This is a genomic window from Thermovirga sp. (assembly GCF_017656375.1).
In the GTDB taxonomy this organism is placed as follows: domain Bacteria; phylum Synergistota; class Synergistia; order Synergistales; family Thermovirgaceae; genus Thermovirga.
Genome location: NZ_JACDOB010000009.1, coordinates 1 through 26384 on the forward strand (window position 1 = coordinate 1; position 26384 = coordinate 26384).

Sequence of the window (26384 nt, forward strand, 5' to 3'; positions counted from 1 at the left end):
AAGGGCACTTCCTTCCATGAGCGAATCTCGACCGCCATACTCCTCCACCTCCAAACAAATTTCTTCAGCTAAGCCAATTGTACATTTGTATGCATTTTAACTCCTCGCCAATATATTCCAACATTATAGCTTTTGTCAATTTCTGTGCAACTTTTGGGGTTACTTAAGAATTCGTAATGTAGTAATATATTTTTACATAAACCTCTGGGGGTCGTTGTTCAGTGACTGATACAGAAAGAAACGTAATAATATTGGCTCTAACGAGCCTCAAAAGTGAGAACCCTCAATTGTGGGGCTATGCCCGTTTGAGAAAAGCGATTTTCTTCCTCCAAAAAGAAGAAGGTGTACCTCTTGGCTTTCCTTTCAAGCTAGAGAGAGGAAGGCCCGTCAGTCCCCAGCTACAAATCTTTTTAGAAAAAATGAAATATGAAGGACTACTGAATTTCATAGAAACACCTCATGGATACAGGATCGTACCGGGCAAAAAGGGAAAGCACCTACTGGAAAACAACCCAGGTGTGGCTGTCCGTTACAAAAAGGAAATACAAAACACCTTTAACAAAATAGAACATATGACTTTGACCGAACTGCGCATCAAATCCCTGGAAGTATTCTTGAAAAACCCCGAATAAAGCCAATCCTGTAACCTTCCCCGTTTCAAACAAGAAATTTTTCTTTCCTAACAAGCAAACTTTACAAAATGCATTTTTATGCTACTATCTGCTAGTAGCAGATATGGAGGTGATACTAAGTATGGCACGAGAGGAACGACTTAAAAAACTTCAGACTCTCCTTGAAGAAGCAGATAGTCCCTTAAGCGGCGAGCATCTTTCCACCATTTTCAGGGTGAGTAGACAAGCAATAGTGCAAGACGTTGCAAAACTAAGAAACAGGGGGCTTCAGATACTCTCCACACCACAAGGTTACGTTTTGCCCAAAAATTCCAAGGTATTTAAAAGAATCATAGCGGTAAAACACGGTCCTGAAGATATAACCTCAGAGCTTATGGCCATAGTTGCTCTAGGCGGAAGAGTAATAGATGTGATAGTTGAGCATCCCATATATGGGGAAATAAGGGGCAACATAAACGTAACAACAAGAGATGAAGTCATGAAATTTGTAACATTGATGCAAAGCAGCGGGCAAAACCCTCTACTCTCCCTTTCTCAGGGATTTCACCTTCACACTATTGAGGCAGACTCTGAAGAATGTTTGGACAAGATTGAAAAGGCCCTTAAAGACAAGGGTTTTCTGGTTTTGTAAAAGTACTGAAAGGAGCGAATTGAATTGGGAAGAAAAGAGAAATATTTAATCTTAGCAGCAATAGTAATAGTGGCTCTTGATTTTACAGTACCGTATACCATAGCTAAGGAGACTGGTGCCTTTGTATTTTGGGTTGGATTGACCCTCTTAACCCTGGCATTAGGATATTTCTTCACGAAAAGCTGGAATAAGAACGAAACGAGGAGGGGCCTTTAATGAGCGCATCAATCCTCATATGTTCAATTTTAGTGTGGTTTGGTTTAGGAGCCTTCTTGTCGTGGAAGGCAAAGAGAAAAAATGCCTTGAGTATGGCTGAATATTTTCTAGGAAATAGGGGTATAGGCGGTTTTCTCTCTTCAATGACATATAGTGCCACAACATACAGTGCTTTCATGATGGTGGGCCTCGTAGGAATAACCTATAAAACCGGTATAACAAGCCTTGGATTTGAATTATCCTACCTCATAGGTACTGTTTTTCTGCTCATGCTATTTGCCCCTAGGTATTGGTCTGCAGGTAAAGCCTTTAACGTAGTAACGCCATCAGAAATGCTTTCTGTTCGATACGAAAAACCTAAGGTAGGAGTAGCTGCAGCGATACTCTGCCTAGTGATGCTTATCCCCTATGCCTCTGTCCAGCTTATGGGAGCAGGATACCTCCTTGAGACATTATCCGAAGGGGCCATATCCTTTACTACCGCTACAGTAATAATAGCACTTATGTCCTTCGTATTTTCCTGGTGGGCAGGCATTCGATCAGTAGCTTTAACTGATGCCCTTCAAGCAAGCATTATGCTCATTGCAAGCATTATGTTAGCTTTCTTTATAGCTTTTACCCTATTGCCGGAGGCTGGAGAAAGCATAACAACCATAAACCCCAATAACATGAAAGTTTCTTGGCCTTTCCACATGTTCTTGGGCTTAACATTGCCATGGTTTTTCTTCGCCGTTACCAACCCACAAGTGGTACAAAGGCTTTATATACCTAAAAATGTCACTAGCATAAGGAACATGATATTGGGCTTCTCTTTTTTCGGGTTCGTCTACACTCTTTTATGTGTGTTCTTCGGCATCTCCGCATCTAAATTGCTACCAGGCATACCTGCAGCAGACAAAGCCATGCCACGCCTTTTATCCATGGTTCCACACCCTCTGGCATTAATTGTAACGCTTAGCATAATAGCTGCTGCAGTCTCCACAATGAACTCTATAATATTAACTCTTAGTTCCATGTTCGGCAGAGATATTTTAAAGGCCTTAAACCCTCATCTTTCTGAACAAAAGGAACTTATCCTAAGCAAAACATTAATTCCTGTAATAACTGGAATCTGCCTGGTATTCGCCCAATACAAGTTCAGTATGATAGCAATACTGTCCTCTATGGCTTCTGGCGGCCTACTCATGCAACTCCCATCAATCTGGGGAACCTTTTTCTGGAAAAAAGCTACCGCAGAAGGAGCATTTTGGAGCATTGTAATCGGGGGAATTTCCGTAGGTGCCATGTATATAACCGGTGCAAAACCTTTGGGGATTTGGCCTCCCGTGTGGGGGATTGCGGTCTCTTTCTTGGTTTTTGTAGCCCTGAGCCTCTTTACAACTCCTCCCCCCAGTACAGACATCTTCATGGATCGCCTAAAAAAAGAATTGAAGAACTTTTAAAGAAAATTTTTTAAAAAGCGGAGGTCAGCACTATTTTTCAGAACGCTGACCTCCACAATAATCTCCAAAAGCCTTACGAAGCCTTTCAATCTCTTCCAATTCTAGCTGCATAGGATTTCCGGCACATCTTGCCTTGTAATAGATTTCAGCCAAAAATTCGACTACTTCAGCCACCATCAAAGCATTTTTTATAGAACTGCCCACTGCTACCATGCCATGATTTGCCAGCAAAACCGCCTTGTTAGTACCTATAGTTGAGACGGTTTTGCGAGCCAATTCTTTCGTCCCAAAAGTGGCGTAAGGGGCCACAGGAACTTTATCTCCGCAAAAAGCTATATAGTAATGAATTGGGGGTATTTCCCAACCCAGGCAAGCTAATATAGAACAGTACAATGAATGAGTATGTACCACTGCCTTTATGTCAGGTCTCGACTCGTATAATGCAAGGTGTAAGCTAAGCTCTGTTGAGGCTTTACGTGCCCCATCAATAAGAGCCCCTTTTTTTGAAATTATCACTACGTCACCGGCTTCTATTTCATTGTAAGGCACAGCACTTGGAGTGATAGCTATATTTTGCCCATCTCCCGTTAATAAACTTAAGTTGCCACCTGTTCCCTTGATTAACCCTAATTCGAACATCTTCCTGCCGTAGAAAGCCACAGCTTCTCGTTCAAACTGATATATCATTTAAGTATTCACCACCTCAAGATGTATATTAACACGCTTTTGGCATACACTGAAAAACTAAAAATGGTATACTTTATAAAAATCACAAAGGGGTGATGCATATGATTCAACAGAAACTCCCGTACATACCCATTTACCAGGTAGACGCTTTTACTACTAGGGCCTTTGGAGGAAACCCAGCTGCTGTATGTTTACTTGAAGAATTTCCAGGAGATAACCTGATGCGAGAAATAGCAGCCGAAATGAACCTCTCAGAAACCGCATTTGTCGTGCCTGTAAAAGCTATTTTTGGTGAAACTAGCCATTTTGCAATCCGTTGGTTCACGCCAGAGGTCGAGGTCCCTCTCTGTGGGCACGCTACTTTAGCGTCTTCGTTAGTGCTTTTTTCAGAGATTGGAGTCCCTGATAAAACCATAATCTTTGAGAGCAAAAGTGGAAAGTTACTAGCCCGATTCGAAAAAGGGCAGATAACATTGGATTTTCCTCTTAATCCTCCCAAAGAGGTGGACCCGCCTAAAGATATCTTAACTTCTTTGAACATAAAGGACTGTTTGAAATGTGCCATATCCGAGGGTGCTGAAATGCTTTTGTTACACCTTGCAGACGAAGAAACTGTAAGAACCTTAAAACCCAATTTCCCCCTAATGCTTAAAGCTGATAAAAGCGGACTAAACTTTCAGGGAGTCATAGTGACCGCACAAGCTAGGGATTACGATTTCATCTCCCGATATTTTGGGCCCTGGGAAGGCTTAAACGAAGACCCTGTCACCGGATCAGCTCACACTGTATTAGCTCCATATTGGGAACAAATATTAAATAAAGAAACTTTTCATGCCTTTCAAGCATCTCGCAGGGGGGGAGAATTAAAACTGAAAATAAAAGAAAACGATCGGGTTGAAATCACTGGAGGGGGAAAGATAGTTATAAAAGGGAAACTTTTCTTGTAGAAAACGGTATGGCGGAATTAAGCACAACTTTTCCGCCATACCGACCTTCATTATCCCTCTTATTGTACGGCAGGGAAACCTCCTAAAGTAGAGAGCTTAGACTCATCTACTGATACTTGGAACTTCTCCTTTAACCTTTCGATCTCTTTATCTAAATACCACTGCTGTATATCTTCTCTTATCTTTGGGAGTGCCTCCTCAAAAGATAATTGCCTACTTGGAGACCTTTCCAGAACTTCCACTATATGCCAGCCATACTGGGTCTGGATAGGCCCACCTAATTTCTTGTCTTTGAGGCTAAAAATTAAATCATCAAACTCCTTAACAGTTTGTCCTTTTTGAATCCAACCTAAGTCTCCACCCTTATTGGCGCTACCTATATCTTTACTATACTCCCTAGCAGCCTCACCAAAATTTTTTTCTTTTGCCAAAAGCTCCAACAGCACTCTATTTGCCTTTTCTTTGGAATCAACCAATATGTGTCTGACGTGTACAGCTTCGGGTTTCACGTATTTATCCCTGTTGCTGTCGTAATATTTTTTCAAATCCTCTTCTTTGAAACTCCAGCCCTTGGAAATTTTGTTTATGTATGACTGCGCAAGGACGTTTATCGCATTCCACCTCAGCGACAATGCTGTATCAGGATCCAACTGCAATCCTTCCATTTGTGCAGCTTGAGAAAGCAACAGTGCTGCAACTACCTTATCCGCAAAGTCCTGTCTCTGAGACATAGTCGTTTGCGCCAACACAAAAGGCGCAAAATTCTTTTGGGCACCTGCTTGCTTTACCAATAATAGGACTAATTCATCCTCACCTACTGTCTCCCCAGCAACTGAAATGACCTGCTCATCCTCTTTAGCTGTGGCAAAACCTGCAAACACCGCTAAGACCATAACCGCCAATAAAAAACCTACCAATTTCCGACTTCCAACTAAATTACTTAACATCATCATCCTCCTAGCCTTCGTACAAAGATTGACCTATCTTTATTCTTTTTTGTTAGAGGGTGCTCCAAAGTAAGGAGCCGGCACATAATGAACTGAAGGGCGCCTTTGTCCTGATTGCGGATAAAGATGCATGACATTCCTTATTTCATCAGGCATATCAGTATTCACAAATAACCCTATTTCCGCCGCCTCTTCACTGCTTATTGGATAATCATGAGTCCACGTACCTTTAGTTAGAATTGTAGCAATTCGCTCTGCCTCTTCTTCCGAGATATTATCCACAAGCAGGTCTTTTACAAACTTTTTTGTCTGGACCATCGCTTTGCGGGAGACATCAGCCAAGATGAGAGTTTGATCATCAACTTCTGCTACTGGTTTTTCCTCTACTGCCTTAATTATAGATGCAGCAGGGAATTGGCCTATCTGTGGATCTACTGGCCCTAAAACAGCATGTTTATCCATCACTATCTCGTCAGCAGCAAGGGCTATTAGGGTTCCACCCGACATAGCATAATGGGGGACAAAAACTGTTACCTTAGCTGGATGTTTGTTAAGTGCCGCAGCAATCTGCTCAGCCGCTAGCAGCAAACCGCCAGGTGTATGTATTATAAGATCTATAGGAGTATCCTCCGATGTCATTCTTATCGCCCTCAATATCTCCTCTGAATCCTCTATGTTGATAAAATTCCTGGCAAACATACCCAAAAACCCAACACTTTCCTGTCTATGTATCAAGGTTATTACACGGCTTCCCCTTTTCTTCTCAAGAGTTCTTAGAGCTGCCACCCTCATTCTCTCAAGGTTCCATTGCTTTATCATGGGAAATACAAAAAAGAACAACATAAATATCCAGAAAAAATCCATACCATACATATTTCCACCTTCTTTCTAAAGACACCTATTAAATTTTTACTCTTTATCAAATGAGTATACCAAAACTAACTCCAAAAAACATTACTAATTTGAGCTTTTAAACTCAAGCTCTCCATCTACTACTGATATCTCTATTTTCGTCCCCTTTGCAATTTTCCCTTCTAACAGCATATCAGCCAACGTGTCTTCAACCATACGCTGTAGAGTCCGCCTCAAGGGCCTTGCACCATACTTGGGATCATATCCTTGTTCCAAAAGAAACTCCTTAGTTTCCTGTGGAATTACGACCTCTATTCCTTGTTCCTTTAGCCTGCTGGAGACTTCCTTCAACATTATGTCCAATATTTGCAACAGCTCTTCCCGCCCTAAGGGCTTAAATATTATAATATCGTCCACCCTGTTCAGAAATTCGGGACGGAATGTCTTACGTAAAGCTTCCATAATGGAGCTTTTCATCTTGCTTATATCGAAAGTCTGCTCCTCAGAAGCGCTAAACCCAAGAGAACGACCCCTCATGAGATCTTGAGCTCCTACATTGCTGGTCATCACTATAACGCAGTTTCTGAAATCCACTGTATGCCCCTGGCCATCGGTAAGTCTGCCATCCTCCAATATCTGAAGGAGAACATTAAAAACATCCGGATGAGCTTTTTCTATTTCATCAAACAAGACAACCGAATAAGGCCTTCTCCTTATAGCCTCCGTAAGTTTTCCTCCTTCTTCATACCCTACATATCCAGGAGGAGCACCGATCAACTTAGCCACTTCGTGCCGTTCCATGTACTCACTCATGTCAAAGCGAACCATAGCGTCATCGCTGCCGAACAAAAATTCGGCTACGGATCGAGCAAGTTCGGTTTTGCCTACACCTGTTGGACCAAGGAAAAGGAAACTGCCTATAGGGCGCTTAGGATCCTTAAGCCCGCTTCTGGCCCTACGAATTGCCCTAGCAACAGCGTTAACCGCCTCACACTGATTCACCATTCTCTTGTGTATTTCTTCTTCCATTCTCAGCAGACGAGTAGACTCCTCTTCCGTAAGCTGCTTAACTGGAATTCCTGTCCACTCCGAGACTATTTGAGCAATTTGTTCCTCATCTACCACTGGCTCCTCATTATTCCTTCTAACTTGCCACTCCTGCCTTTTTGCTTCTATTACTTTAGAAAGCTGCCTTTCCCTGTCGCGAATATGTGCGGCTTTCTCAAACTCTTGGGAAGCTACAGCTGCTTCTTTTTCTTTCCGTAGGCCTTCAAGCTCTTTCTCCAACTGTCTTATGTCCTCTGGGAGTTCCATGGTATTCAATCTGGCACGAGCTGCTGCCTCATCAATTAAATCTATAGCCTTATCTGGCAAAAAGCGCTCTGTTATGTACCTCTCAGAGAGCTTTGCCGCAGCTACCAAAGCCTCATCAGTTATCTTTGCTCTATGATGAGCTTCATATCTGTCTCTAAGTCCCTCTAGTATCTTTATTGAATCCTCGACTGAAGGTTCATCAACTTGAACAGGCTGGAATCTTCTTTCTAAAGCAGGATCCTTTTCGATATGTTTACGATATTCCTCAAGAGTTGTAGCCCCTATAACCTGAAATTCTCCTCTCGCGAGGCTAGGTTTTAAAATATTGGCAGCATCTACTGCTCCTTCAGCGCCTCCAGCACCAACAATGGTATGTATCTCATCTATAAAGAGAACCACATCTCGGCTTTCTCTAAGCTCCTTGACAAGCTTTCTCATTCTCTCCTCAAATTCTCCCCTGTATTTAGTACCAGCTACAAGGTTGCCCACGTTCAACTGCACTACTCGCTTTCCTTTAAGCACCTCCGGAACATCGCCAGATACAACCTTTTGGGCCAATCCTTCCACTATGGCCGTTTTACCAACCCCTGGGTCTCCAATGAGAACGGGGTTATTCTTTTTACGCCTAGAAAGAATCTGTATTAACCTCTGGATTTCCTTAGCCCTGCCCACAACTGGGTCAAGTTCCCCCCTCTGAGCCATCTCTGTAAGGTCTATTCCCAGCTGATCAAGAGTGGGCGTTTTAGAGCGGCTAGAACCCTTCTGCTGCAACTCACCAGCTTCTCTGTATTCTCCATCTTCTCCTTGTTCCACATTGGATAAGACGGTTTTTACCTCTGCTCTAACCTTCTGAAGATCTAACCCTAAAGACTGCAAAATCTGAGAAGCTATCCCTTCCCCCTCAGAAATAAGGCCTAAGAGCATATGCTCTGTCCCTACATAATTAACCCCCATATTTCTTGCTTCCCTCATAGCAAGGTCAAGCACTCTCTTGGCCCTCGGGCTGAGTGGCAGGTCTATTGGCTTGGCCTTAGGTTCGCCTCTACCAACTATCTGCTCTATTCTAGTTCTAACATCATCAAGGTCTACACCAAAGGATATTAAAACCCTTGCGCCAATACCTTCACCTTCGGCCAAAAGCCCTAATAATATATGCTCCGTACCTATAACATCGTGCCCCATCTTAAGAGCTTCTTTATGAGCTAACTGTATAACTTTTTTCCCTCTCTCAGTAAAAAACTGCCACATATTGCTACCTCCTTGACATCTTTTCGTGTTTTAATTGTGTTGTAAAAACTTAAACAACCTGTCTCTTAATATCTCTGCTCTCTTGGCCTCCACGTACCTTATGTCATTCCTTCTATTGCCTTTACCCTCTCCTGATCCTGATAGGGCCATAACATGCCCCGCCTGAGCATCAAGAATCAGGCGATTCAATTCCCCTGAAGATATTTCAGGCAAAATCTTCATTTCGGTTCCCATTCTTACTTTTGAGAGCAATTCCATTGCTTCTTTCATAGATAGCTTCCTGGCACAACTTACTATCCCCAAACTTCGCCACACTTTATCAGCAAAATCAATGCCTTTTTGCTTAATGAGCCGCTCCCGAGCAAAGTGTTCTTGCTCCACTACCCCAAGGGCTATGCTATTAACCTTCTCAACCAACTCTTCCTCAGCAAGCCCCAAAGTTATCTGATTGGATATTTGAAATAAGCTTCCTCCCGGAGGAGTACCCTCTCCATACATACCTCTCACGGTTAAACCCACTCTGTTACACTCTCTTACAATCTGCCCCATATGGCCCAAAGCCACTATTCCAGGAATATGCAACATAACAGAAGCCCTTAGCCCTGTTCCAGTATTTGTAGGACATGTGGAAAGATATCCTCGCTCGCAATTGAAAGCATAATCTAGGCTCTCCAACTCACTATCCACTTTCTTAGCCACATGCCACGCATCATGGAGCTGAAGTCCGCCCAAAAACACTTGTATTCTCAAGTGGTCCTCTTCATTCAACATCAAGGAAACAATCCCTCTATCGTCGAACACAACAGCTCTACCAACATCTTCCCCCTGGGCAAAATTGGGGCTTATCAGATGATTCTCCACCAAGACCATTCTTGATATTTTATCCATTTGCTCTAACTTTAAAGCACGACTATTCCTCAACATATAAGACGTCGAAACCTTATCTAATATAAGGTTTTCTATCTCAACTAAAGAATCTTTATCACACTTCCAAGGAAAGGGAAACTTTGCGAGGTTTCTTGCTAGCCTTATCCTACTCGACAAAACTATGAAACTTTCATCGCCTCGCCCAAAAACCCACTCAAGGGGCATGGAAGCAAGTTCAAGAGCTTGCATAGTCACGTTCCTCCAACATCCTTATACGATCACGCAACTCTGCCGCCCTTTCATATTCTTCTCTTTCTACAGCCATTCTCAATTGATCCTTAAGCAACTTAAGATCCTCACTCAATTCCTGTCTAGACGTAGCTCCAGGCCTTGAGCCCCTATGAACTTCACAACCATGAATATTTCTCAATATTGATCCTATATATTTTTCAAAAGCCTTATAACACTCAGCACATCCAAATTTCCCCTCTTTTCTGAAGGTCGCCAAATCCAGCCCGCATTTTCCACAAACTACCGTCTCATCTTCTGCCGTGCTGGATTTTCTTATAGTATGTTCAGGCCCCATTGGCAAAAGGATCTTTCCTAACAAAGAACCAACCTTAAAGTTCAAGCCAATGTCAGGTATTATGCCTTCTTTACTCAAGGCTTGCGCACATTTCTGGCATAGATGGTATTCTGTGATGACACCATCCTGCATATGTTTAATATGTAAGGTAGCCTCATTTTCGTTACACCTTTCACACTTCATATCAAAACCCCTCTATTGATAGGCTAGCCCCTTTAACATCCTTTTTAGCAACTCAGCATGCATTGCCTCCCTCTTATATGGGGAAAGGTCAAAAATATCTCGTGCCATTTCTTCCTGAAAACGTAAGGCCATCTCTATAATCAGGCGCTCCCTCTGAGAGATAAAATTCCTATGCTGCAAGTTCGCTAAAAGTTTCTTTGCTTCCTGTTCACTAATTAGATCTCCTACTAATTCCTCCACGTGATTTGCTTTTTCTTCCGGCAAAGAAAGACACAGCCTTATTATTCTTATGTAGCCATGGCCTCCTCTTTGGCTTTCCACAATATATCCTCTTTCAGGAGTAAACCTGCTTCTTATAACGTAATTTATTTGGCTAGGAACACACCCAAATTTCTCGGCAAGCTCTTTTCTACTTAAAAATATGGATTCACTTTCCTGTTCCTCCAAAAGTTTGTTTATGTATCTTTCTATAAGTTTAGTGAGACTTGCCAAAGTTTACCCCCCTTTTTTGACTTATTTTGACATCTAAATTATATAGAAATGGTCAACATAAGTCAAACTAAATTATTGGCCCCTTCCTTTGACTTTTAGCTCCTTGCCTTTCATTAAATTTTCTATATTTTTATGGTGTCTTATTATGACCAATATAGCCATGATAATTCCGGCATAAACATAGTATTGATTTGCTCCCATCAATTTCATGAACATAGGAGCTAGGCAAACTGATATTATAGAGGCTAAAGATACGTATTTGGTTACTCTCATAGTACCGTACCACACAGCCCCGGATACCAAAGCTGCCAAAGGGCAAAGGGCAAAAATCACTCCATATGTTGTGGATACCCCCTTGCCTCCCCTGAAATGAAGCCACACAGGAAAATCATGGCCTAAAATCGATGCAATCCCAATAACAGCTAAGGTTAACGGATCCACCCCAAAGAAAAACTTACACAAAAGGACCAGCACCCCTCCTTTGGCCATATCAAATATCGCCACTGCTATTCCCCAGGGTTTTCCTAAAACTCTTGTTACGTTAGTAGCGCCTATATTACCGGAACCTACAGTTCTTATATCTATCTTTTTCTTCCACAAAACCAACAGATACCCCACTGGGATAGATCCCAACAAATATCCCATCATGGCCCCTAGAAAACCTTCTAACATGGGGTTCCCCTCCTGATTATCATTGAATCGACAGCCTTTACCCCCTCCCCCTCGTCAAAAACAAACATGGGGTTTACATCCAACTCTTCTAGATCATCTTCAATGCAAGCAAGAACAGAAATCTTTTCTATTGCTTCTGCAAGAGCATCCACATCCTTCTTACTTTTACCTCTAGCTCCCACCAATAAAGGATATCCCTTCAACTCCTGAATCATCCTATTGGCTTCCCCTTTAGATATAGGAGCTCTTCTCAAAGATACGTCTTTCAATACCTCAACATATATGCCTCCCAAACCTACCGCTACAATGGGCCCAAAAAGCTCGTCTCTTTTTACGCCTATCATAAATTCCAAGCCATTTGGCACCATTTCTTGGATTAGAACTCCTTGTATCTTATCCTTTGGTACTTCTTTGGCTGCTCTCTCCATAAGACGCCCATAAGCATTTCTCAATTCTTCCTGAGATCTCAGGTTCAATGCCACAACCCCTGCTTCTGTCTTGTGAAGTATCTCTGTAGACATAACCTTGAGCGCCACAGGGTATCCTATCTCTTCGGCCGCTTCCAAAGCATCGTTCAGCGTCTCACACAGCCTTTCCCTTGTAACAGGCACACCATAGGCACCTAATATTCGTTTTGCTTCGTACTCCGTCAATTTGAGAGGGTAGTCTTTCAGTATGCTTTCCCGTTTCATGAACTTCACTTCTTCTTCCTGCCCATCAAACCTTTGGGAGCTTTCGTAAAGTTTGGATAATGCCCATGCACATCTGCGTGGGCTTTGGAACAAGGGGACTCCTTCCTTTCGTAAATAATCCAAAAATTTTCCTCCTTGTTCCCTGTTGATTAACCAACAACATGCCATAGGTTTAGGGCTCTTATCAAAAATGCTTTTTATATCATGGGCTACTTTCTGCCCCGACTCTCCTGTTATCATTGAAACAACCACAGAGACCATATCTATATTAGGGCTGTTCATTACAGCATCTACACAGGCAGAAAACCCTTCAGGTTGGTTTATCACTTGGGCAGTAAGATCCACAGGATTTCTTGAAGAACCGAAGGGAGGAATATGTTCTTCTACCTTCTTTCTTGCGTCATCAGGGAGTCTGGGCACCTTTAACCCTACATCATAGGCCCTGTCAGCCATGATTATCCCCCCACCCCCAGAGGTAGTTAAAATCCCAAGCCTTTTACCCTTGGGGCGTTTGGGTGAACCAAATATCTTGCCTAAGTCAACTATATCCTGGGCATCTTCTATTTCTATGGCACCGTATTGTTTAAATATGGTCTTCCAGACAACCTCGTCTCCTGCAAGAGCTGCAGTGTGACTTTTCACCGCTTCCTGCCCCGTAGGGCTTTTGCCTACTTTAAGCACCGCAACAGGCAAATCTCTCCTTTTGGCCTTTGAAAGCAAATCTATAAAACGATTTCCATCTCTTATACCTTCTAAATAAAGGACCAAAAGTCTGACCTCAGGGTCATCTGTAAAGGCCATGCCAAAATCAATTACATCTAAATCCGCCTGGTTTCCTGTAGTCACAACGTAGCGGAATCCCACCCCGTTTTCTGCCGCCATAGCAAAGGAAGCAAATCCAAAAGCTCCACTCTGGGAAACATATGCTACATGCCCTTTAGGTCTGGCATCGGAATCCAACGAGGCTGAAAAACTCAAGGGTATAGATGAAACAAAATTCACAAGCCCTTGGCAATTAGGGCCCAGTATTCTTGTGCCTCCTGCTTTAGCCATCTTCACTAGTTCGTCCTGGGCTTGCTGGTTATCGCTTTCCGCAAAACCAGAAGAAAAAATCACGGCAAAAGGCACACCTCGTTGGGCACTCTGCTTTAGAACCGCAGGTACCAATTCTGCCCTTACTCCTACCAAGACCACATCAGGAGTTTCTGGTAATGATGCCACATCTGGATAACACGCCAGACCGTCTATCTCCTTATATTTTGGATTTACTGGATAAATTCTACCCTTAAAACCATACCTTTTAAGAAGCTTCAATGGACGCCCGGATATGCTTTCTTTGTTGGCAGATGCCCCTACTATAGCTACTGAGCTAGGTTCTATAAGTTTCCTGATATCAGCACCACTATTCCCCATTTCTCTTACCTCCAGTTATCCCTATTCCGCTACGCCTTTTACCACGCCTTTTCATAAATAATGCGAATGTCATCTACGGACAATCTCTTAGGATTATTCCCCAACAACCTTTTTTCCTTGAAGGCTGCCTCAGCCATCCTAGGTATAGCGTCCTTAGGAATCTCAAGATCTCGCAGCTGAGTAGGAACATCTATTGCCTCTGCAAGCTCTATGACAAAATCTATTACCCTGAAAGGTTCTACTGAGTCGGATTGGCAAGACACATTGCCATTTCCTCCTACCACCGTCATAGCCTCAGCCATTTCCCTATACAGCTTCTCGTTTCCTGGCATATTATACTCTAGAACATGTCTCAACATTACTGTGTTGGCCACACCGTGCGGTATGTGAAATTCTCCTCCTAATGGGTAAGCTAAAGCATGAACAGCAGCCGTTCCCGCCATAGAAAACGCCATCCCTGCCAACAGGCTGCCTAAAGCAACATTGTATCGAGCCTCTCTGTCTTTTCCATCGTGTACTGCCCTTTTGAGAAACCCATATATCTTTTTGGTTGCGGATAAAGATAATTCCTTGCTCAGTGGGTTCGCATTTATGGAGATAAAGGACTCTATAGCATGTACCAAAGCATCCATGCCTGTACTAGCAGTAATATGTCGAGGTAATTCCCAAGTAAGCACAGGATCTACTATAGCTACATCACATACTAGATGAGGGCTTACTATCCCTTTTTTAACATTCTCTTCCTTGAAAGTGAATATTGCCACAGGGGAAACTTCTGAACCGCTTCCAGCGGTTGTGGGCATTAAAATTACAGGCAGGCCCTTTCGTGGAATTTTATTTATTCCTACAATTTGATCCAATGTAACGTCCCCTAGCTCGGCCAAAACCCCCAAAACTTTAGTAAAATCCATAGTACTACCTCCCCCTAGACCTATAAGGGCGTCACATCTTTCTTTCTTAATCAAATCTGAAACTTCCTGCAATAATTCTATGGGGGGCTCTGGCTCTACTCCATTAAATAAAAAAGGCTCAATTCCCGCTGCCTCGAGAAGACTCTTAATTTGGCTGAAAGCTTGGGTTTTAGGCATAGTGGGACCGGTTATTAAAGCTGGCCTTTTTGCACCTAATTCCAATATGCGATGAGGTAGCTCCTTTGCTTTACCTTCCCCAAAAACAACCTTAGATGGATAGTTAAACACTATATCTTTTTTACTCATCATACACCTTCTCCTTTCCACCGAACCATACGTACTCTACGGCAGAATAACTACAATCATGCCCTTTTTCACTTCTTTAACCAACACTAACAAATCCTCGTTTTTCAGGCGAATACATCCTTCTGTAGCTTTTGTGCCAATAGAGTTTGGATCATGGGTTCCGTGAATCCCTATCCCTCTGTAGGGAGTCTTTAATCTTATAAAATAAGGCCCATACGCTCCAGAGATAGGTCCCCTACCATCCCCAAAATCATGGACCCAATAGCTCGAGTTTTCTACAGATACCACTGAAAACACGCCCTCTGGTGTCCTCATGTCTCCAGATTTTTGTTTATCACCATCATTTTTTCCTATAGCCACGGGATAAGAGGCAATAGCCGATCCCCCCCTATAGAGGGTCAAAGTAAAATCTTGTTTTCTCACCAAAATCCATTCTTTTCCCTTCAAACCATAAGTGTATACTATCTCTTTTACCTGAGACTCTTCCAAGGCATCAAAAGAGGAAGCAAGAGCTTCTCTAATGCCCCACGTGCTTGTATGGGGAAAAAACATTTCTGCTAAGCAAACCAATAGGACAAGCAAGAAGCATAGGGAAACTACAAAGCTGCATCGCACATCTTTCATCAACAGGTACCTCCTCAAATTACCATCCATTATTCCTTTATCACCTATAAAGAATAGCAAACTTTTACATTAATTTCCCGCCTTCTCGAAAATTTGTATATACTTTCTGTGTAAACGTTTAAGAGAGGAGCTGTAAAAACATTGAGCAAGGAAATTCAAGCTTTGATTGGTGCCATATTTATGGGAGTTGGGGCTTATTTTTTAGCATATTCGCATGGGGAACGAATATGGGGGAAACCCAAAAAGGCCAAAAGGACCAGGCCCGAAGGATTCTATGATCCCAAAACCCCTCAATCGTCAGAACGAAGAAACCACATATTAAAATCAATCATGGTCGGCGTTGCAATAGCCATAATGTTCTTTTTCTATTTTTACATGAGATGAATTAAATAAAACAGATCAGGAGGAAGCAAAACATGAAAACAATGAAAAACAGCAAAAATCCACACATGAAGCCTATACCCGAAAGGAAGGACATACCAGAACATTACAAGTGGAAACTACAAGACCTTTTCGAGACAATCGATGATTGGAATAAGGCCATCATTGAAGTCGAAAGATTATTGGCTCAAATCGAAAACTACAAGGATAAACTGGGCCAAAATCCTCAAACGCTGCTAGAATGCCTAAAACTGGCCGATGAAATAGGACAAAAAAGCGACAAGATACTTGTATATGCTCATATGAAAAGCCACGAAGACACCAGAGACGCTAAAGCTCAATCAAACGCCCATAAGGCCACTTCTCTTTTCATCCAAGCACAAAAAGCTTGTTCATTTATTACACCTGAAATCCTCCAAATAGGCGAAGAAAAGATAACAGAATACATCGAGACAGAAGAGCGCCTGGCTAAATATGAATTTTTTCTCAAAGATATCCTCAGAAGGAAAGCCCATACTCTAGAGACCTCCGAAGAATATCTTCTAGCTGGGGCCGGCGAAATAGCTCAAGGGCCTGAAGACATATTTTCTGCATTAACCAACGCTGATATCCAGTTTCCCAACATAACCAACGGTAAGGGAGAAGCAATACCTTTATCTGAAGAGCGTTTCAGCACATTCCTAACCTCCACAGACAGAACATTGAGGAAGAACGCTTTCCATGCCCTTTTTGATACTTACGGTAGCTTTAAAAACACCTTATCTGCAACTTACAGTAGCGCTATAAGGAGTTCACTATTTTTCGCTAGAGCAAGAAATTTCAACTCCACATTGGAAGCTTCACTTTTTAATAACTCTATACCCGTTTCTGTATACAACCAGTTAATAAACCAAATCAACAAAAACCTTGAGGCCTTACATAAATATGTGTCCCTCAAGAAAAAGGCTTTAAAATTGGACGAAATCCACATGTATGACATGTACGTGAACATAGCCGGTGAGCCCTACGAACACATTCCCTTTGAAGAAGCCCAAGAAATTGTGCTTGATGCTCTAAAACCTCTAGGGACAGAATATCTAAAACTTGTTGAGGAAGGGTTTTCTTCCCGATGGATAGATGTATATGAGAACAAGGGCAAGCGAGGTGGGGCATACTGTTGGGGATGTTATGGAGGGCACCCCTACGTTCTTCTAAATTACAATGGGAAATTAAAAGATGTATTTACCCTTGCCCATGAGATGGGGCACGCGATCCATCAAGCATATACAAATGCCACCCAACCGTACATTTATTCCGGCCACAGCATATTCGTGGCTGAAGTTGCGTCCATAGTAAACGAAATACTCCTCAACATAGCCCTAACCGGGAAAGCCTCAACAAATGAAGAGAAGAAATACTTCATGCACGTAATGACCGAACAAATAAGAACAACGGTGTTCAGACAAACCTTATTCGCTGAATTTGAGCTTAATGTCCATCAGATGACCCAAAAAGGTGAAGCTCCGTCACATGAAACACTTTGCTCATTGTGGATGGACCTAAACAGAAAGTATTACGGACCCGAGATAGCTCTTGACGCAAACCTTGCCTTTGAGTGGGCAAGAATTCCTCATTTTTACTCTCCTTTCTACGTATATCAATACGCCACAGGTTTCGCTGCTGCTTTGAGTATCGCAAATGCCATCGCCAATGAAGGCGCGCCAGCACAAAAAGCATATATTCAATTCCTAAAAAGCGGTAAATCTGACTATCCTATAAATCTACTCAAAAAAGCAGGGGTGGACATGTCTACTGGCGAACCAATAAAAGAAGCTATGAATTTCTTCTCCGAGAAAGTCGAAAATCTCGAACAAATTCTTAGTGATTAAATATGCAACATACAGCACTCCATATAAAAAGGGGCTCTCAAAGAGAGCCCCTTTGAATGCGTTTCTTCCTCGTTGTCACAAGACCTAAGCATTAATTCCCGAAAAGGTCCTGAAATATCTCCTCTACCGACTCCTGCTTGGTTAACTTAGAGACATTTGTGCCGCAGAAGAATAACCCTTCCTCCCATCTCCCCCAAAACGCATCAACCAATGCTTGAGCTATGCAAAAGGTCTTTTCTCCTCTTCTGTATGAACAATGGTGCAAACAGTTGGCAAAACAAGGTTTGCTTTCCACATTGCCTTTTAAATACCTATCTATAAAGGGAGAACGTAGTACCCTACCAGGGATGCCTACAGGGCTTTTTATTATTACCACATCGTTACCTTTCGCTCGCAAAATTATATCTTTATACGCATCTGACGCATCTCCCTCGACAGCAACCATGAACCTAGTACCCATTTGTACCCCGCTTGCGCCGAGTTCGAACATTCTTAACATGTCAGACCTATTCCACACACCCCCTGCCGCAACTATAGGAATATCTACTTTCAGTTCTTTCTCTAAATACTCCTTTATTTCCGGAATGACCTTTTCTGGAGAAAATTGCTCGGAGAAGACTTGCTCTTCCTTGGTTACGCCTAAATGTCCTCCGGCATATAGTGGAGTTTCCACTACAAACCCGTCGGGCAACCTGCCGTACTGCTTTCCCCATCTCTTTACAATTATTCTCACTGCTTTTAAAGAACTCACTATGGGAACTAATGCAACATCAGGGTAATCCTTCGTTATCCCAGGAAGGCTCAAAGGCAATCCAGCGCCGGAGATAATGACATCAGCGCCTCCTTCACAAGAAGCCCTCACCTGGTCCTCGTAATCTGTTAAGGCAACCATTATATTAACAGCTATTACACCATCAGGAGCTTCGTTCCTAGCCTGATGCAAACATTTAATGATTTCCTTCTTGTTTGCCTCAAAATAATTACTGCCATCATAGTCTGAGGACGCAACAGCGAGCCCCACAGTTGCTATAGTACCCACGCCTCCCGCTTTAGCTACCGCACCTGCAAGGTTTGGGCCAGAAATCCTTACCCCCATCCCCCCTTGTATCAAAGGAAATTTAGGCCTATGCTTCCCAATCTTTAGTTCTGGTATCAAATCCATTTTTCCCCCACCCAAAAGATATACCTCCATTCAAAAGTTTTATTCTCTTATTATCTCTGGCTCTCATTAACGGCGCTACGATTCTGCATTTTCCTTGTTTCCCTTGACCTTCGCCAGTTTATAGCTATTACCCATTTTATTATATACTCCCAGAACTTTGCTAATATATTTTTTGCCATTTTTGCCTAAATATCTGGCAAGGGCTTTTTTAACATCATAATTACTGGATTTCATATACCAAGAAAAAATATAAGTACCTGCCATTATATTGTTTCTTGGCTCCATAAGGTCTTTAAGGCTTTTTATCTGATTAAATGCAGATCTAAGTCCCTTTTTATGAACTTTCCAATTAATCTGCATCAAGCCATACGCGTATTTCGATCTCGCATTCCTCTTCACTGTAGATTCTTTTATTATCAAAGAAGCTATTAAAAAGGGATCTATCCCAAAGAGCTTTGAAGACTCCATGACATAGCTCGCATATTCCCATGCTTCTTCTTTTCTCAATTTATGATTCGCTCTCAGAAAACTTTCAGCTATTATGGATCTTTTCACTACACTTTCAGTGCTAATTTCACCGGGGCTTATTTCTGCCGCAGTATTCTTGTGTTCTAACCTAACCAGGCAATCTCCTTCAGCTGAGGACACACCAGGATAAAATAAAAGTATTAAAGCTATCACAAAGAAGATAAAGACACAAACGGAAATTCTACGAGCCTCAACCAAGTTAACCACTCCTTTTTTCAAATAAAACCAACGAAATGGACGAACCAAAGTGTACCTTATAAAAAAGGGAAGGGGCAAGCTTTTATTTAAAAGCTTGCCCCTTCCCTTTTCTTATTGCTTATTAAACTAGAGCTGTTGGTACATATAAAACCCAACCATCCCAACTCTTTTGAGCTTCCACCTTAACCGTGTCTTTAGAGAATTTCATTCCTTTAGGAATCCAAATAGTAAGCTCCTGATCTTCTAAGGCAAAATAATCAGAAGCTGCTTCAGGCTCACCGCTCTCGACGAGAGCTACAGGGATCCTGCATCAGCCACTGCCTATAGTAGTCTCCACCAAGTGCCCTGCAAGCCCTTGGGAAGATAAAACATCCTTAGCCTTATCTGAAACCTCTAACTTTAAATCCACTATCAGTACCCTCCTTCTATGTCTTAAAAATATCCGCGCTTTTTATACCACTATAGGGTTATTTTATCAAGAGAAAGACTAACAATTTTGTGTTAAAATTGCCCTACTATGATGATGTGGTCTTCAAAAAAAGATACAAGGGGCAACAAACCAATAAAAGTCCTCTATAGGGATGACTTTCTCTTTGCTGTGGCCAAGCCTGCTGGGATCTTTGTCCACAGGACAGCTTTAAGCAGAGAAAAAGGCCCTTTTCTCCTGCAAGAGGCAAGAAATCTTTTTGGAAATCATCTATACCCTGTCCACAGACTAGATAGACCCACATCAGGATTGGTTATATTCGCGACCAATCCTCAAATAGCAAAATCCCTAGGTGAAGCCTTTAAAAGAAAAAAGATAGCAAAGACCTACATCGCTGTGGTACGAGGGTGGACTAAAGATTCAGACACAATAGACAAACCTCTAATTAAAATAACAGAGGGAGAGGACTCTTGTCCTACGCAGCCTAAAACTCAAGAAGCTATAACCAGGTACAAAACTATTGCGAGAACAGAAATTCCTTTTGCCGTCTCAAGATACTCAACAAGCCGTTACTCATTGGTCCTAGTCAACCCAATAACAGGAAGAAGACATCAAATAAGAAGGCATTTCAAGCACATTTCTCATCCCATAGTTGGTGATGTACTTTACGGAGACGGAAAACACAATAAATTTTTTCGCCTCCACTTCCAGTCCAACAGGCTACTTCTCCATTCACTGAGCATAAGGCTAAGGCATCCTGTATATGGACATTCTTTAAACATAACAGCTCCCCCGGATCCAGGCTTCCAAAATGTCCTGTCTCTCTTAGGATGGAAGGAAATAGTTGATGGGCTTATAATCCAATAACTAACAGCATATAAGCAACAATAAAAGAAAAGGCTCTGCTATATAAGCAGAGCCTTGATTCATCATGGTGCGGAGGGGGAGACTCGAACTCCCACAGCCCGGAGGCCACCAGGCCCTCAACCTGGCGCGTCTACCTGTTCCGCCACCCCCGCGCATCAAGCGCGAATGCAATTATAAAAAAGATGTTTCAAATCGTCAACTACAATTATCACAAACCAAGGAAACTGATCCATGCTGGCAAAGTAAAAATAGAAAATATCGTAGTCGCTACAACTACCTGGGCACAATAATTGTAGTCCATGTGCATACCTTTAGCTAAAACAAAATTGTTCACTGCCGAAGGCATAGCCGAAACCAGTACTATTGTCTTCATGAGGGGGCTTTCTACAGGCCAAATGCAAAAAGCTCCAAAAACTATGGCTGGGTGGATTGCTAACTTTATAACCGACTCCAACCAAGTATGCTTAAAGGCATCCCATAAGTTCTCTAGTTCCAAAGAAGCCCCAAGACTCAAAAGAGCTATACCACTAGCAGTATTACCTATTATTTTGAAGGCCCCGTCCATCCACTCTGGTAGATCATTAAAACCAGCAGCAGATCCCGCCACACCTAAAAAACATCCCCAAATAAGCGGGTTTTTCAGTAGCTTCTTCCCTGTTTCCAAAAGAGATTCAAATGACAAAGTCCCACTGAGGGCTGTTTGGGCCCACGTAAGACTTATGATGTTGTATCCCAACATTCCCACAGCCAAAAATAAAGACAAAGAGTTTACTCCATCTTGCCCCAGTGCTAAAGTTACAGCTGGAATCCCCATAAAAATATTGTTTGCCCTCACTGATATTAGAACTGTAACTGCTCTTTTCTCATTACTCTTATGGCGCAATCTAGCCAGCAACCAAGCCAGTGGTGGGACAATTACAAAAGGTACATGGACAGCCCAGAAAAGATTGGGGTTGTCAAATATGCCTGCTCCAACCTTTAGAGTGGATCTAAAGAGCAAAACAGGAAGTACAACCCAATACAGTAAGTCATTCAATTGAGAAACTAAGCTTTTCTGGAGAATCCCTAGCTTCTTTACTAAGTAACCAATAAATATAACTATAAACAAAGGCAACACTATAAAAGCACTATGCATTTTAATTTAACACCTTGAAAGATATAAGTTAGGGCCATGCCACAAATCTATTGCTACATGGCCCTATTGTTGTTTTCATTTTGACTGCTTAAAATCTTCTTTCCTTGATCCTGGCAGCCTTACCACTCAATTTGCGCAAATAGTACAGCTTTGCTCTTCTTACCTTTCCGTAACGCGACACCTCAATCTTCTCAATTGAAGGAGTATGAAGCGGGAAAATTCTTTCCACACCCACGCCCCCGGAGACCTTTCTTACGGTGAAGGTCTCTCTGGCTCCACCATGTTTTCTGGCTATTACAACTCCTTCAAATATCTGGATTCTTTCACGGTTTCCTTCTTTTACCTTAACATGGACCTTAACGGTATCTCCTGGCCTGAATTCAGGAATCTCCTTTTTCGCGTATTTTCTCTCAATAAGCGCAATTTTCTGATCCATCATCTATCCCTCCCGATGGGAACTTCTTTTTTTTCCAATCCTATTATTCTTTCCAGTGTCACAGCGACACTGATTATCCCTGAAAAAATATCTCCACTATCGTTAACCCCTAGCGGATTTCTAAGACAAACGCCTACCATATCTTCCGCTTTACATTGATAACAAAAGGCCACAGGGCGACAAAAACCCAAGATTCTCATCTTTAATTCATCCCAATGAATTCTGTTTGCCTTGTTCTCGCTCGTTATAGCTACCATGTATGGACTACTTTTTTCTTTTTCCTTTATCCAGCTAACTGCCCTGTCCATATTAGGTACTACTTTTATCATTTCTGCATACTCGTCGCACTCAGCTTCTAATTTTGCCAATCTCGAGAGCAAGATTCTTATTTTCTGCCTTATAGCAGCCTCCTTAAGCAACAAAATTACCTTTCTACAGCCAGCTCTTTCAGATACGCTTATTATATTCTTCAAAAACTTAATTACAACCTCTTCAGGTAGCCCCGCTTCATCACCTAATACTCTTGAGGCATCACCCCAAATGAGGTATACACCCTTTTCAATGTAAGGTGCTAGAAAAGCATTTCCTACAATATCTGGCCTCCTGGATAATGTCCTTGCTATGGACTCTCGGCGTCGCCAACTAGCCACGGCTCCATGGTCTCCATTTAAGAGGACCTCCGGCACCTTCAACCCCCTCCACACCGACGGGCGTGTGTAATGGGGGTGATCGAGCATCCCCTTGGCAAAAGAATCATCTTCAACGGCGCTAGATTTGCCTACTACTCCCTCTACCCTCCTGGAGACAGCGTCAACCACTATAAGGGCAGGAAGCTCACCTCCAGTTAGAACATAGTCCCCAACAGACACTTCCATGTCGGCATATGCCTGTATAAAGCGCTCATCAACACCTTCATAATGGCCGCAGACCAATATCAAATGTTGCTCTGTAGCCAGCGATTCAACTAAAGCTTGATTTAGCAATCTACCTTGCGGACTTAAGCATATAACCTTTGCAGCTGGGCTTTTCACAAAATCAACAGCTCTTGCTAGAGGTTCTGCCTTTAATACCATACCTCCGCCACCGTATGCATAATCATCTATCTGGTTATGCGGAGGCTCTGCAAACATTCTGGGGTTTACGACATCACATTCTATCAACCCCTTCTGCACGGCTTTTCCTATTACGCTTGTCTTAAAATAAGCTTCAACGAAATCGGGAAAAGCCGTAACCACAGAAAACCTCATCAATCCCATAGCCCCTCCAAGAGCGAAACTATCATTTCCTGTTTTTCCAGGTCAATTGAACTTATCATTTCTTTGGCTGCAGGGATCATCTTTTCCTCACCTGCAGGAGTCTCAACCAAAAAGACATCAACTCCCCCTGTCACAAGGACATCCTTGATGTGTCCCAACTCCTCAAGGGTCTCACTGTCCTTCACGGATAATCCAATGAGGTCATCAATCCAATAGCGACCTTCAGGTAAGGAAACCCGCTCTTCCTTCTTTATCTTAATTATCAGGCCCTTTAGAGCTTCTGCTTCTTCTCTAGTATTGACATTTTCTGCCCTGGCCAACACAAAGCCCTTATCGACCTGGAAACGGACCGACAGCAAGCGCAACGTCAACTTGTGGGAGCCTAAAGCTCCGTACAGCTTTATTTCCTCCATATTTTTGAATCTCTCAGGGAAATCAGTCAAAGGCAGAATCTTAAACTCACCCCTAATCCCGTGAGCCCCCACAATTTTCCCTACTGCTGTCAATTCCAAATCTTTCAAACCCAGCACCTCATTCTTCCGAAATATCAACTTCTACTTTCTCATTAGGCTTAATTGAAGACGCTTTGGCTATATGCCTTATAGCATTAATTGTTGTGCCGCGCTTTCCTATTACCCTACCAATATCTTCTGGAGCCGTCGTTATTAACACCTTCACGACACCATTTTCTGAGCGTTTCGAAGTTATCTCAACGCTCTCTGGTTTGGCAACTATATTCCTTACCAGAAAACCAATTAACTCATCATATTCCGGCATCGTACACCTCTACTGCTTCTTACCCGAAAGGAATTTCTCCCAAACTCCAGTTTTTACAAATAGCGCTCTTGCTGTCTCTGACGGCTGAGCGCCATTGAAAAGCCAATACAATGCCCTATCTTCCTTAACATTGATTTCTGCAGGATCTGTCATGGGATTATACGTCCCTATCTGCTCAATACACATCCCATCCCTTGGTGCTCTTTGATCCGTTACTACCAAACGGTAGAACGGTCTCTTTTTGCGCCCGAAACGGGCCAACCTAATCCTCACTGCCATCTAATACACCTCCTGATTTTTTGCTATTTGCTATTTATAGCTAGACTCCCCCTGATTCTCCAATTTACTTGAAAGGAAGCCCTCGTGGGAGCCTAAACCCCCTGCCTTTGCGTCCTTTAAATTGCTTAAATATCTCGTTCATGTTTTTATGATAACTCAAAACCTGATTGACCATTTGGACCGATGTACCTGAGCCATATGCAATTCTTCTCCTTCGGCTGCCTTTTATGATCTTGGGATTCTTCCTCTCCTCCGGAGTCATGGACAGAATTATAGCCTCAATATGCTTTAGCTTGCTGTCATCCATTTGTGCTCCAGCAAGTTCTTTTATTTTCCCGCCACCTGGCAGCATTTCTACTATTTTTTCTAACGGGCCCATACGCTTTATCTGTCTTATCTGTTGGAGCAAGTCTTCCATCGTAAGCTTGCCTTTGGCAATATTCTTTGTAACCTTTTCTACATCCATAAAGTCAGAAACCTGTTTTACCTTCTCGGCCAACCCTTTAAGATCGCCCATGCCTAAAATTCTCTGGGCCATCTGTTCGGGGTCAAAAATCTCTATATCATCCAGCTTCTCGCCTACACCTATATATTTAACAGGGACATCCGCTACGGCCTTGGCACTCAGTAGGGCTCCCCCTCTGGCATCTCCATCCATCTTTGTTAGGATCAGGCCCGTCAAATCCAAGTCCCCATGAAAAGCCTCCGCCACCCTTATAGCCTCTTGGCCTGTCATTGCATCCAACACAAGCAAAACTTCTGTGGGATTGGTCATCTCCTTTATATCCACAAGCTCCTGCATAAGCTCTTCATTTACATGCAATCGGCCTGCAGTATCCAGGATAAGTACGTCGTACAATCTGGATGTAGCATAATCTATAGCATCCCCAACAAGCTTCTTAAGGTCTGCATCCCCTTTCTGGGGACCGAAAAATCCAACGCCAGCACTATTTGCCAAAATTTCCAACTGCTCCACCGCGGCAGGCCTCTTCAGATCACATGCCACAACCAATGGCTTATGACTTCCCTTTAGCTTTTTGGCTATCTTCACACAAGTAGTAGTCTTTCCTGCCCCTTGCAACCCTACCATCATACAGATAGTAGGTGGCTTAGAAGCAAAAGAAATCCCTTTAGATGTTTTACCCCCCATTAAATTCACAAGCTCTTCGTATACTATGGCCTGTATCTGCTGAGCAGGGGTTATAGAATCTAAAACTTCCCTCTGGGTCGCTCTCTCCTTTATCTTTTCCGCAAGCTCTTTGGCCACTTTAAGACTTACATCACCCTCAAGAAGGGCGCGCCTGACCTCCCTTACGGCCTCGGCTATATCCTGTTCAGATAATTTGCCTTTGTTTCTTAAAAGACCCAGAGCCTTCTCAAATCTTTTCTTAAGAGTATCTAACATGGA

Annotated in this window: 28 protein-coding genes and 1 tRNA gene; 8 read left to right on the forward strand and 21 right to left on the reverse strand. The window is 42.6% G+C overall.

Features of this window, described 5'->3' with window-relative positions:
* Nucleotides 1-221 precede the first annotated feature (221 nt).
* The 4 genes from H0Z23_RS04350 to H0Z23_RS04365 all read left to right on the forward strand — a co-directional run bounded on the left by H0Z23_RS04350 (nt 222) and on the right by H0Z23_RS04365 (nt 2921).
* A complete protein-coding gene (locus tag H0Z23_RS04350; RefSeq protein ID WP_296867750.1) occupies nt 222-632 on the forward strand; it encodes a hypothetical protein in 411 nt (136 codons plus the stop codon).
* A 121-nt stretch (nt 633-753) separates the two neighbouring features.
* A complete protein-coding gene (locus tag H0Z23_RS04355) occupies nt 754-1263 on the forward strand; it encodes a transcription repressor NadR (protein WP_296867751.1) in 510 nt (169 codons plus the stop codon).
* Between the two features lie 24 nt (nt 1264-1287).
* Complete coding sequence (locus H0Z23_RS04360; protein WP_296867752.1) at nt 1288-1479, forward strand: hypothetical protein; 192 nt, start codon at nt 1288-1290, stop codon at nt 1477-1479.
* On the forward strand, nt 1479-2921 hold the full coding sequence (locus H0Z23_RS04365; protein ID WP_296867753.1) for a sodium:solute symporter family protein: 1443 nt from the start codon (nt 1479-1481) through the stop codon (nt 2919-2921). The genes H0Z23_RS04360 and H0Z23_RS04365 overlap by 1 nt, the downstream gene beginning before the upstream one ends.
* Nucleotides 2922-2951: 30 nt before the next feature.
* On the opposite strand, the gene H0Z23_RS04370 is transcribed toward H0Z23_RS04365, so the two are convergent.
* Nucleotides 2952-3608, reverse strand: a complete 657-nt coding sequence (locus H0Z23_RS04370; RefSeq protein ID WP_296867754.1) for a class II aldolase/adducin family protein — start codon at nt 3606-3608, stop codon at nt 2952-2954.
* 101 nt (nt 3609-3709) lie between these two features.
* Between H0Z23_RS04370 and H0Z23_RS04375 the strand changes: the two genes are divergently transcribed.
* Nucleotides 3710-4555 (forward strand): PhzF family phenazine biosynthesis protein, encoded by an 846-nt coding sequence (locus H0Z23_RS04375; protein WP_296867755.1) that lies wholly within the window; start codon nt 3710-3712, stop codon nt 4553-4555.
* A 59-nt stretch (nt 4556-4614) separates the two neighbouring features.
* On the opposite strand, the gene H0Z23_RS04380 is transcribed toward H0Z23_RS04375, so the two are convergent.
* The 10 genes from H0Z23_RS04380 to H0Z23_RS04425 form a co-directional block, all read right to left on the reverse strand.
* Nucleotides 4615-5502 carry a peptidylprolyl isomerase gene (locus H0Z23_RS04380; protein WP_296867756.1) on the reverse strand — a complete coding sequence of 296 codons (888 nt, stop codon included), beginning with the start codon at nt 5500-5502 and terminating at the stop codon, nt 4615-4617.
* 39 nt (nt 5503-5541) lie between these two features.
* Entirely contained in the window at nt 5542-6375 is an 834-nt protein-coding gene (locus tag H0Z23_RS04385) for an ATP-dependent Clp protease proteolytic subunit (RefSeq protein WP_296867757.1), read from the reverse strand.
* A gap of 84 nt (nt 6376-6459) precedes the next feature.
* Nucleotides 6460-8916 carry an ATP-dependent Clp protease ATP-binding subunit gene (locus tag H0Z23_RS04390; RefSeq protein ID WP_296867758.1) on the reverse strand — a complete coding sequence of 819 codons (2457 nt, stop codon included), beginning with the start codon at nt 8914-8916 and terminating at the stop codon, nt 6460-6462.
* Nucleotides 8917-8946: 30 nt separating this feature from the next.
* Nucleotides 8947-10032 carry a protein arginine kinase gene (locus H0Z23_RS04395; protein WP_296867759.1) on the reverse strand — a complete coding sequence of 362 codons (1086 nt, stop codon included), beginning with the start codon at nt 10030-10032 and terminating at the stop codon, nt 8947-8949.
* On the reverse strand, nt 10019-10552 hold the full coding sequence (locus H0Z23_RS04400; RefSeq protein WP_296867760.1) for a UvrB/UvrC motif-containing protein: 534 nt from the start codon (nt 10550-10552) through the stop codon (nt 10019-10021). The genes H0Z23_RS04395 and H0Z23_RS04400 overlap by 14 nt, the downstream gene beginning before the upstream one ends.
* Nucleotides 10553-10564: 12 nt before the next feature.
* Nucleotides 10565-11044, reverse strand: coding sequence for a CtsR family transcriptional regulator (locus tag H0Z23_RS04405; protein WP_296867761.1), 480 nt, complete (start codon nt 11042-11044; stop codon nt 10565-10567).
* Between the two features lie 72 nt (nt 11045-11116).
* Nucleotides 11117-11716, reverse strand: a complete 600-nt coding sequence (gene plsY / locus H0Z23_RS04410; RefSeq protein ID WP_296867762.1) for a glycerol-3-phosphate 1-O-acyltransferase PlsY — start codon at nt 11714-11716, stop codon at nt 11117-11119.
* Nucleotides 11710-13821 carry an acetate--CoA ligase family protein gene (locus H0Z23_RS04415; RefSeq protein WP_296867763.1) on the reverse strand — a complete coding sequence of 704 codons (2112 nt, stop codon included), beginning with the start codon at nt 13819-13821 and terminating at the stop codon, nt 11710-11712. The genes plsY and H0Z23_RS04415 overlap by 7 nt, the downstream gene beginning before the upstream one ends.
* Nucleotides 13822-13859: 38 nt before the next feature.
* The gene (locus H0Z23_RS04420) at nt 13860-15038 is read right to left on the reverse strand and encodes an iron-containing alcohol dehydrogenase (protein ID WP_296867764.1); all 1179 of its coding nucleotides are present in this window, start codon (nt 15036-15038) and stop codon (nt 13860-13862) included.
* Between the two features lie 36 nt (nt 15039-15074).
* Nucleotides 15075-15662 carry a L,D-transpeptidase gene (locus H0Z23_RS04425; protein ID WP_296867765.1) on the reverse strand — a complete coding sequence of 196 codons (588 nt, stop codon included), beginning with the start codon at nt 15660-15662 and terminating at the stop codon, nt 15075-15077.
* Nucleotides 15663-15803: 141 nt separating this feature from the next.
* Here H0Z23_RS04425 and H0Z23_RS04430 point away from each other — a divergent pair, with 141 nt between their 5' ends.
* Both H0Z23_RS04430 and pepF read left to right on the forward strand, forming a co-directional pair.
* Nucleotides 15804-16046 carry a hypothetical protein gene (locus H0Z23_RS04430; protein WP_296867766.1) on the forward strand — a complete coding sequence of 81 codons (243 nt, stop codon included), beginning with the start codon at nt 15804-15806 and terminating at the stop codon, nt 16044-16046.
* 32 nt (nt 16047-16078) lie between these two features.
* A complete protein-coding gene (gene pepF, locus H0Z23_RS04435) occupies nt 16079-17911 on the forward strand; it encodes an oligoendopeptidase F (protein WP_296867767.1) in 1833 nt (610 codons plus the stop codon).
* Nucleotides 17912-18002: 91 nt separating this feature from the next.
* Here the strand turns inward: pepF and H0Z23_RS04440 are convergent, their stop codons facing one another.
* Together H0Z23_RS04440 and H0Z23_RS04445 are read right to left on the reverse strand one after the other, a co-directional pair.
* Nucleotides 18003-19073, reverse strand: coding sequence for a nitronate monooxygenase family protein (locus tag H0Z23_RS04440; RefSeq protein ID WP_296867768.1), 1071 nt, complete (start codon nt 19071-19073; stop codon nt 18003-18005).
* A 75-nt stretch (nt 19074-19148) separates the two neighbouring features.
* The gene (locus H0Z23_RS04445) at nt 19149-19799 is read right to left on the reverse strand and encodes a transglycosylase SLT domain-containing protein (protein ID WP_296867769.1); all 651 of its coding nucleotides are present in this window, start codon (nt 19797-19799) and stop codon (nt 19149-19151) included.
* Between the two features lie 517 nt (nt 19800-20316).
* On the opposite strand from H0Z23_RS04445, the gene H0Z23_RS04450 reads away from it, so the two are divergent.
* Nucleotides 20317-21093, forward strand: a complete 777-nt coding sequence (locus tag H0Z23_RS04450; RefSeq protein WP_296867770.1) for a pseudouridine synthase — start codon at nt 20317-20319, stop codon at nt 21091-21093.
* Nucleotides 21094-21158: 65 nt separating this feature from the next.
* Here H0Z23_RS04450 and H0Z23_RS04455 read toward each other — a convergent pair.
* The 8 genes from H0Z23_RS04455 to ffh form a co-directional block, all read right to left on the reverse strand.
* Nucleotides 21159-21245, reverse strand: a tRNA-Leu gene (locus tag H0Z23_RS04455).
* A gap of 56 nt (nt 21246-21301) precedes the next feature.
* A complete protein-coding gene (locus H0Z23_RS04460) occupies nt 21302-22228 on the reverse strand; it encodes an AEC family transporter (RefSeq protein WP_296867771.1) in 927 nt (308 codons plus the stop codon).
* Between the two features lie 88 nt (nt 22229-22316).
* Nucleotides 22317-22664 carry a 50S ribosomal protein L19 gene (gene rplS, locus H0Z23_RS04465; protein ID WP_296867808.1) on the reverse strand — a complete coding sequence of 116 codons (348 nt, stop codon included), beginning with the start codon at nt 22662-22664 and terminating at the stop codon, nt 22317-22319.
* Nucleotides 22664-23911 carry a tRNA (guanosine(37)-N1)-methyltransferase TrmD gene (gene trmD / locus H0Z23_RS04470; protein ID WP_296867809.1) on the reverse strand — a complete coding sequence of 416 codons (1248 nt, stop codon included), beginning with the start codon at nt 23909-23911 and terminating at the stop codon, nt 22664-22666. Before trmD ends, rplS begins: the two co-directional genes overlap by 1 nt.
* Entirely contained in the window at nt 23911-24441 is a 531-nt protein-coding gene (gene rimM / locus H0Z23_RS04475) for a ribosome maturation factor RimM (protein WP_296867772.1), read from the reverse strand. The genes trmD and rimM overlap by 1 nt, the downstream gene beginning before the upstream one ends.
* Before the next feature lie 10 nt (nt 24442-24451).
* Nucleotides 24452-24697 carry a KH domain-containing protein gene (locus H0Z23_RS04480; RefSeq protein WP_296867773.1) on the reverse strand — a complete coding sequence of 82 codons (246 nt, stop codon included), beginning with the start codon at nt 24695-24697 and terminating at the stop codon, nt 24452-24454.
* A gap of 9 nt (nt 24698-24706) precedes the next feature.
* Nucleotides 24707-24976, reverse strand: coding sequence for a 30S ribosomal protein S16 (rpsP, locus tag H0Z23_RS04485; protein WP_296867774.1), 270 nt, complete (start codon nt 24974-24976; stop codon nt 24707-24709).
* A 64-nt stretch (nt 24977-25040) separates the two neighbouring features.
* On the reverse strand, nt 25041-26381 hold the full coding sequence (gene ffh / locus H0Z23_RS04490; protein ID WP_296867775.1) for a signal recognition particle protein: 1341 nt from the start codon (nt 26379-26381) through the stop codon (nt 25041-25043).
* Nucleotides 26382-26384 lie beyond the last annotated feature (3 nt).

What these genes read in the sequence shown, in the direction of transcription:
- H0Z23_RS04355 (WP_296867751.1), top strand. Translation starts at nt 754, where the DNA reads ATGGCACGAGAGGAACGACTTAAAAAACTTCAGACTCTCCTTGAAGAA.
- H0Z23_RS04365 (WP_296867753.1), top strand. Translation starts at nt 1,479, where the DNA reads ATGAGCGCATCAATCCTCATATGTTCAATTTTAGTGTGGTTTGGTTTA.
- H0Z23_RS04370 (WP_296867754.1), bottom strand. Translation starts at nt 3,608, where the DNA reads ATGATATATCAGTTTGAACGAGAAGCTGTGGCTTTCTACGGCAGGAAG.
- H0Z23_RS04375 (WP_296867755.1), top strand. Translation starts at nt 3,710, where the DNA reads ATGATTCAACAGAAACTCCCGTACATACCCATTTACCAGGTAGACGCT.
- H0Z23_RS04380 (WP_296867756.1), bottom strand. Translation starts at nt 5,502, where the DNA reads ATGTTAAGTAATTTAGTTGGAAGTCGGAAATTGGTAGGTTTTTTATTG.
- H0Z23_RS04385 (WP_296867757.1), bottom strand. Translation starts at nt 6,375, where the DNA reads ATGTATGGTATGGATTTTTTCTGGATATTTATGTTGTTCTTTTTTGTA.
- H0Z23_RS04390 (WP_296867758.1), bottom strand. Translation starts at nt 8,916, where the DNA reads ATGTGGCAGTTTTTTACTGAGAGAGGGAAAAAAGTTATACAGTTAGCT.
- H0Z23_RS04395 (WP_296867759.1), bottom strand. Translation starts at nt 10,032, where the DNA reads ATGCAAGCTCTTGAACTTGCTTCCATGCCCCTTGAGTGGGTTTTTGGG.
- H0Z23_RS04400 (WP_296867760.1), bottom strand. Translation starts at nt 10,552, where the DNA reads ATGAAGTGTGAAAGGTGTAACGAAAATGAGGCTACCTTACATATTAAA.
- plsY (WP_296867762.1), bottom strand. Translation starts at nt 11,716, where the DNA reads ATGTTAGAAGGTTTTCTAGGGGCCATGATGGGATATTTGTTGGGATCT.
- H0Z23_RS04415 (WP_296867763.1), bottom strand. Translation starts at nt 13,821, where the DNA reads ATGGGGAATAGTGGTGCTGATATCAGGAAACTTATAGAACCTAGCTCA.
- H0Z23_RS04420 (WP_296867764.1), bottom strand. Translation starts at nt 15,038, where the DNA reads ATGAGTAAAAAAGATATAGTGTTTAACTATCCATCTAAGGTTGTTTTT.
- H0Z23_RS04425 (WP_296867765.1), bottom strand. Translation starts at nt 15,662, where the DNA reads ATGAAAGATGTGCGATGCAGCTTTGTAGTTTCCCTATGCTTCTTGCTT.
- pepF (WP_296867767.1), top strand. Translation starts at nt 16,079, where the DNA reads ATGAAAACAATGAAAAACAGCAAAAATCCACACATGAAGCCTATACCC.
- H0Z23_RS04440 (WP_296867768.1), bottom strand. Translation starts at nt 19,073, where the DNA reads ATGGATTTGATACCAGAACTAAAGATTGGGAAGCATAGGCCTAAATTT.
- H0Z23_RS04450 (WP_296867770.1), top strand. Translation starts at nt 20,317, where the DNA reads ATGATGATGTGGTCTTCAAAAAAAGATACAAGGGGCAACAAACCAATA.
- H0Z23_RS04460 (WP_296867771.1), bottom strand. Translation starts at nt 22,228, where the DNA reads ATGCATAGTGCTTTTATAGTGTTGCCTTTGTTTATAGTTATATTTATT.
- rplS (WP_296867808.1), bottom strand. Translation starts at nt 22,664, where the DNA reads ATGGATCAGAAAATTGCGCTTATTGAGAGAAAATACGCGAAAAAGGAG.
- trmD (WP_296867809.1), bottom strand. Translation starts at nt 23,911, where the DNA reads ATGAGGTTTTCTGTGGTTACGGCTTTTCCCGATTTCGTTGAAGCTTAT.
- H0Z23_RS04480 (WP_296867773.1), bottom strand. Translation starts at nt 24,697, where the DNA reads ATGCCGGAATATGATGAGTTAATTGGTTTTCTGGTAAGGAATATAGTT.
- rpsP (WP_296867774.1), bottom strand. Translation starts at nt 24,976, where the DNA reads ATGGCAGTGAGGATTAGGTTGGCCCGTTTCGGGCGCAAAAAGAGACCG.
- ffh (WP_296867775.1), bottom strand. Translation starts at nt 26,381, where the DNA reads ATGTTAGATACTCTTAAGAAAAGATTTGAGAAGGCTCTGGGTCTTTTA.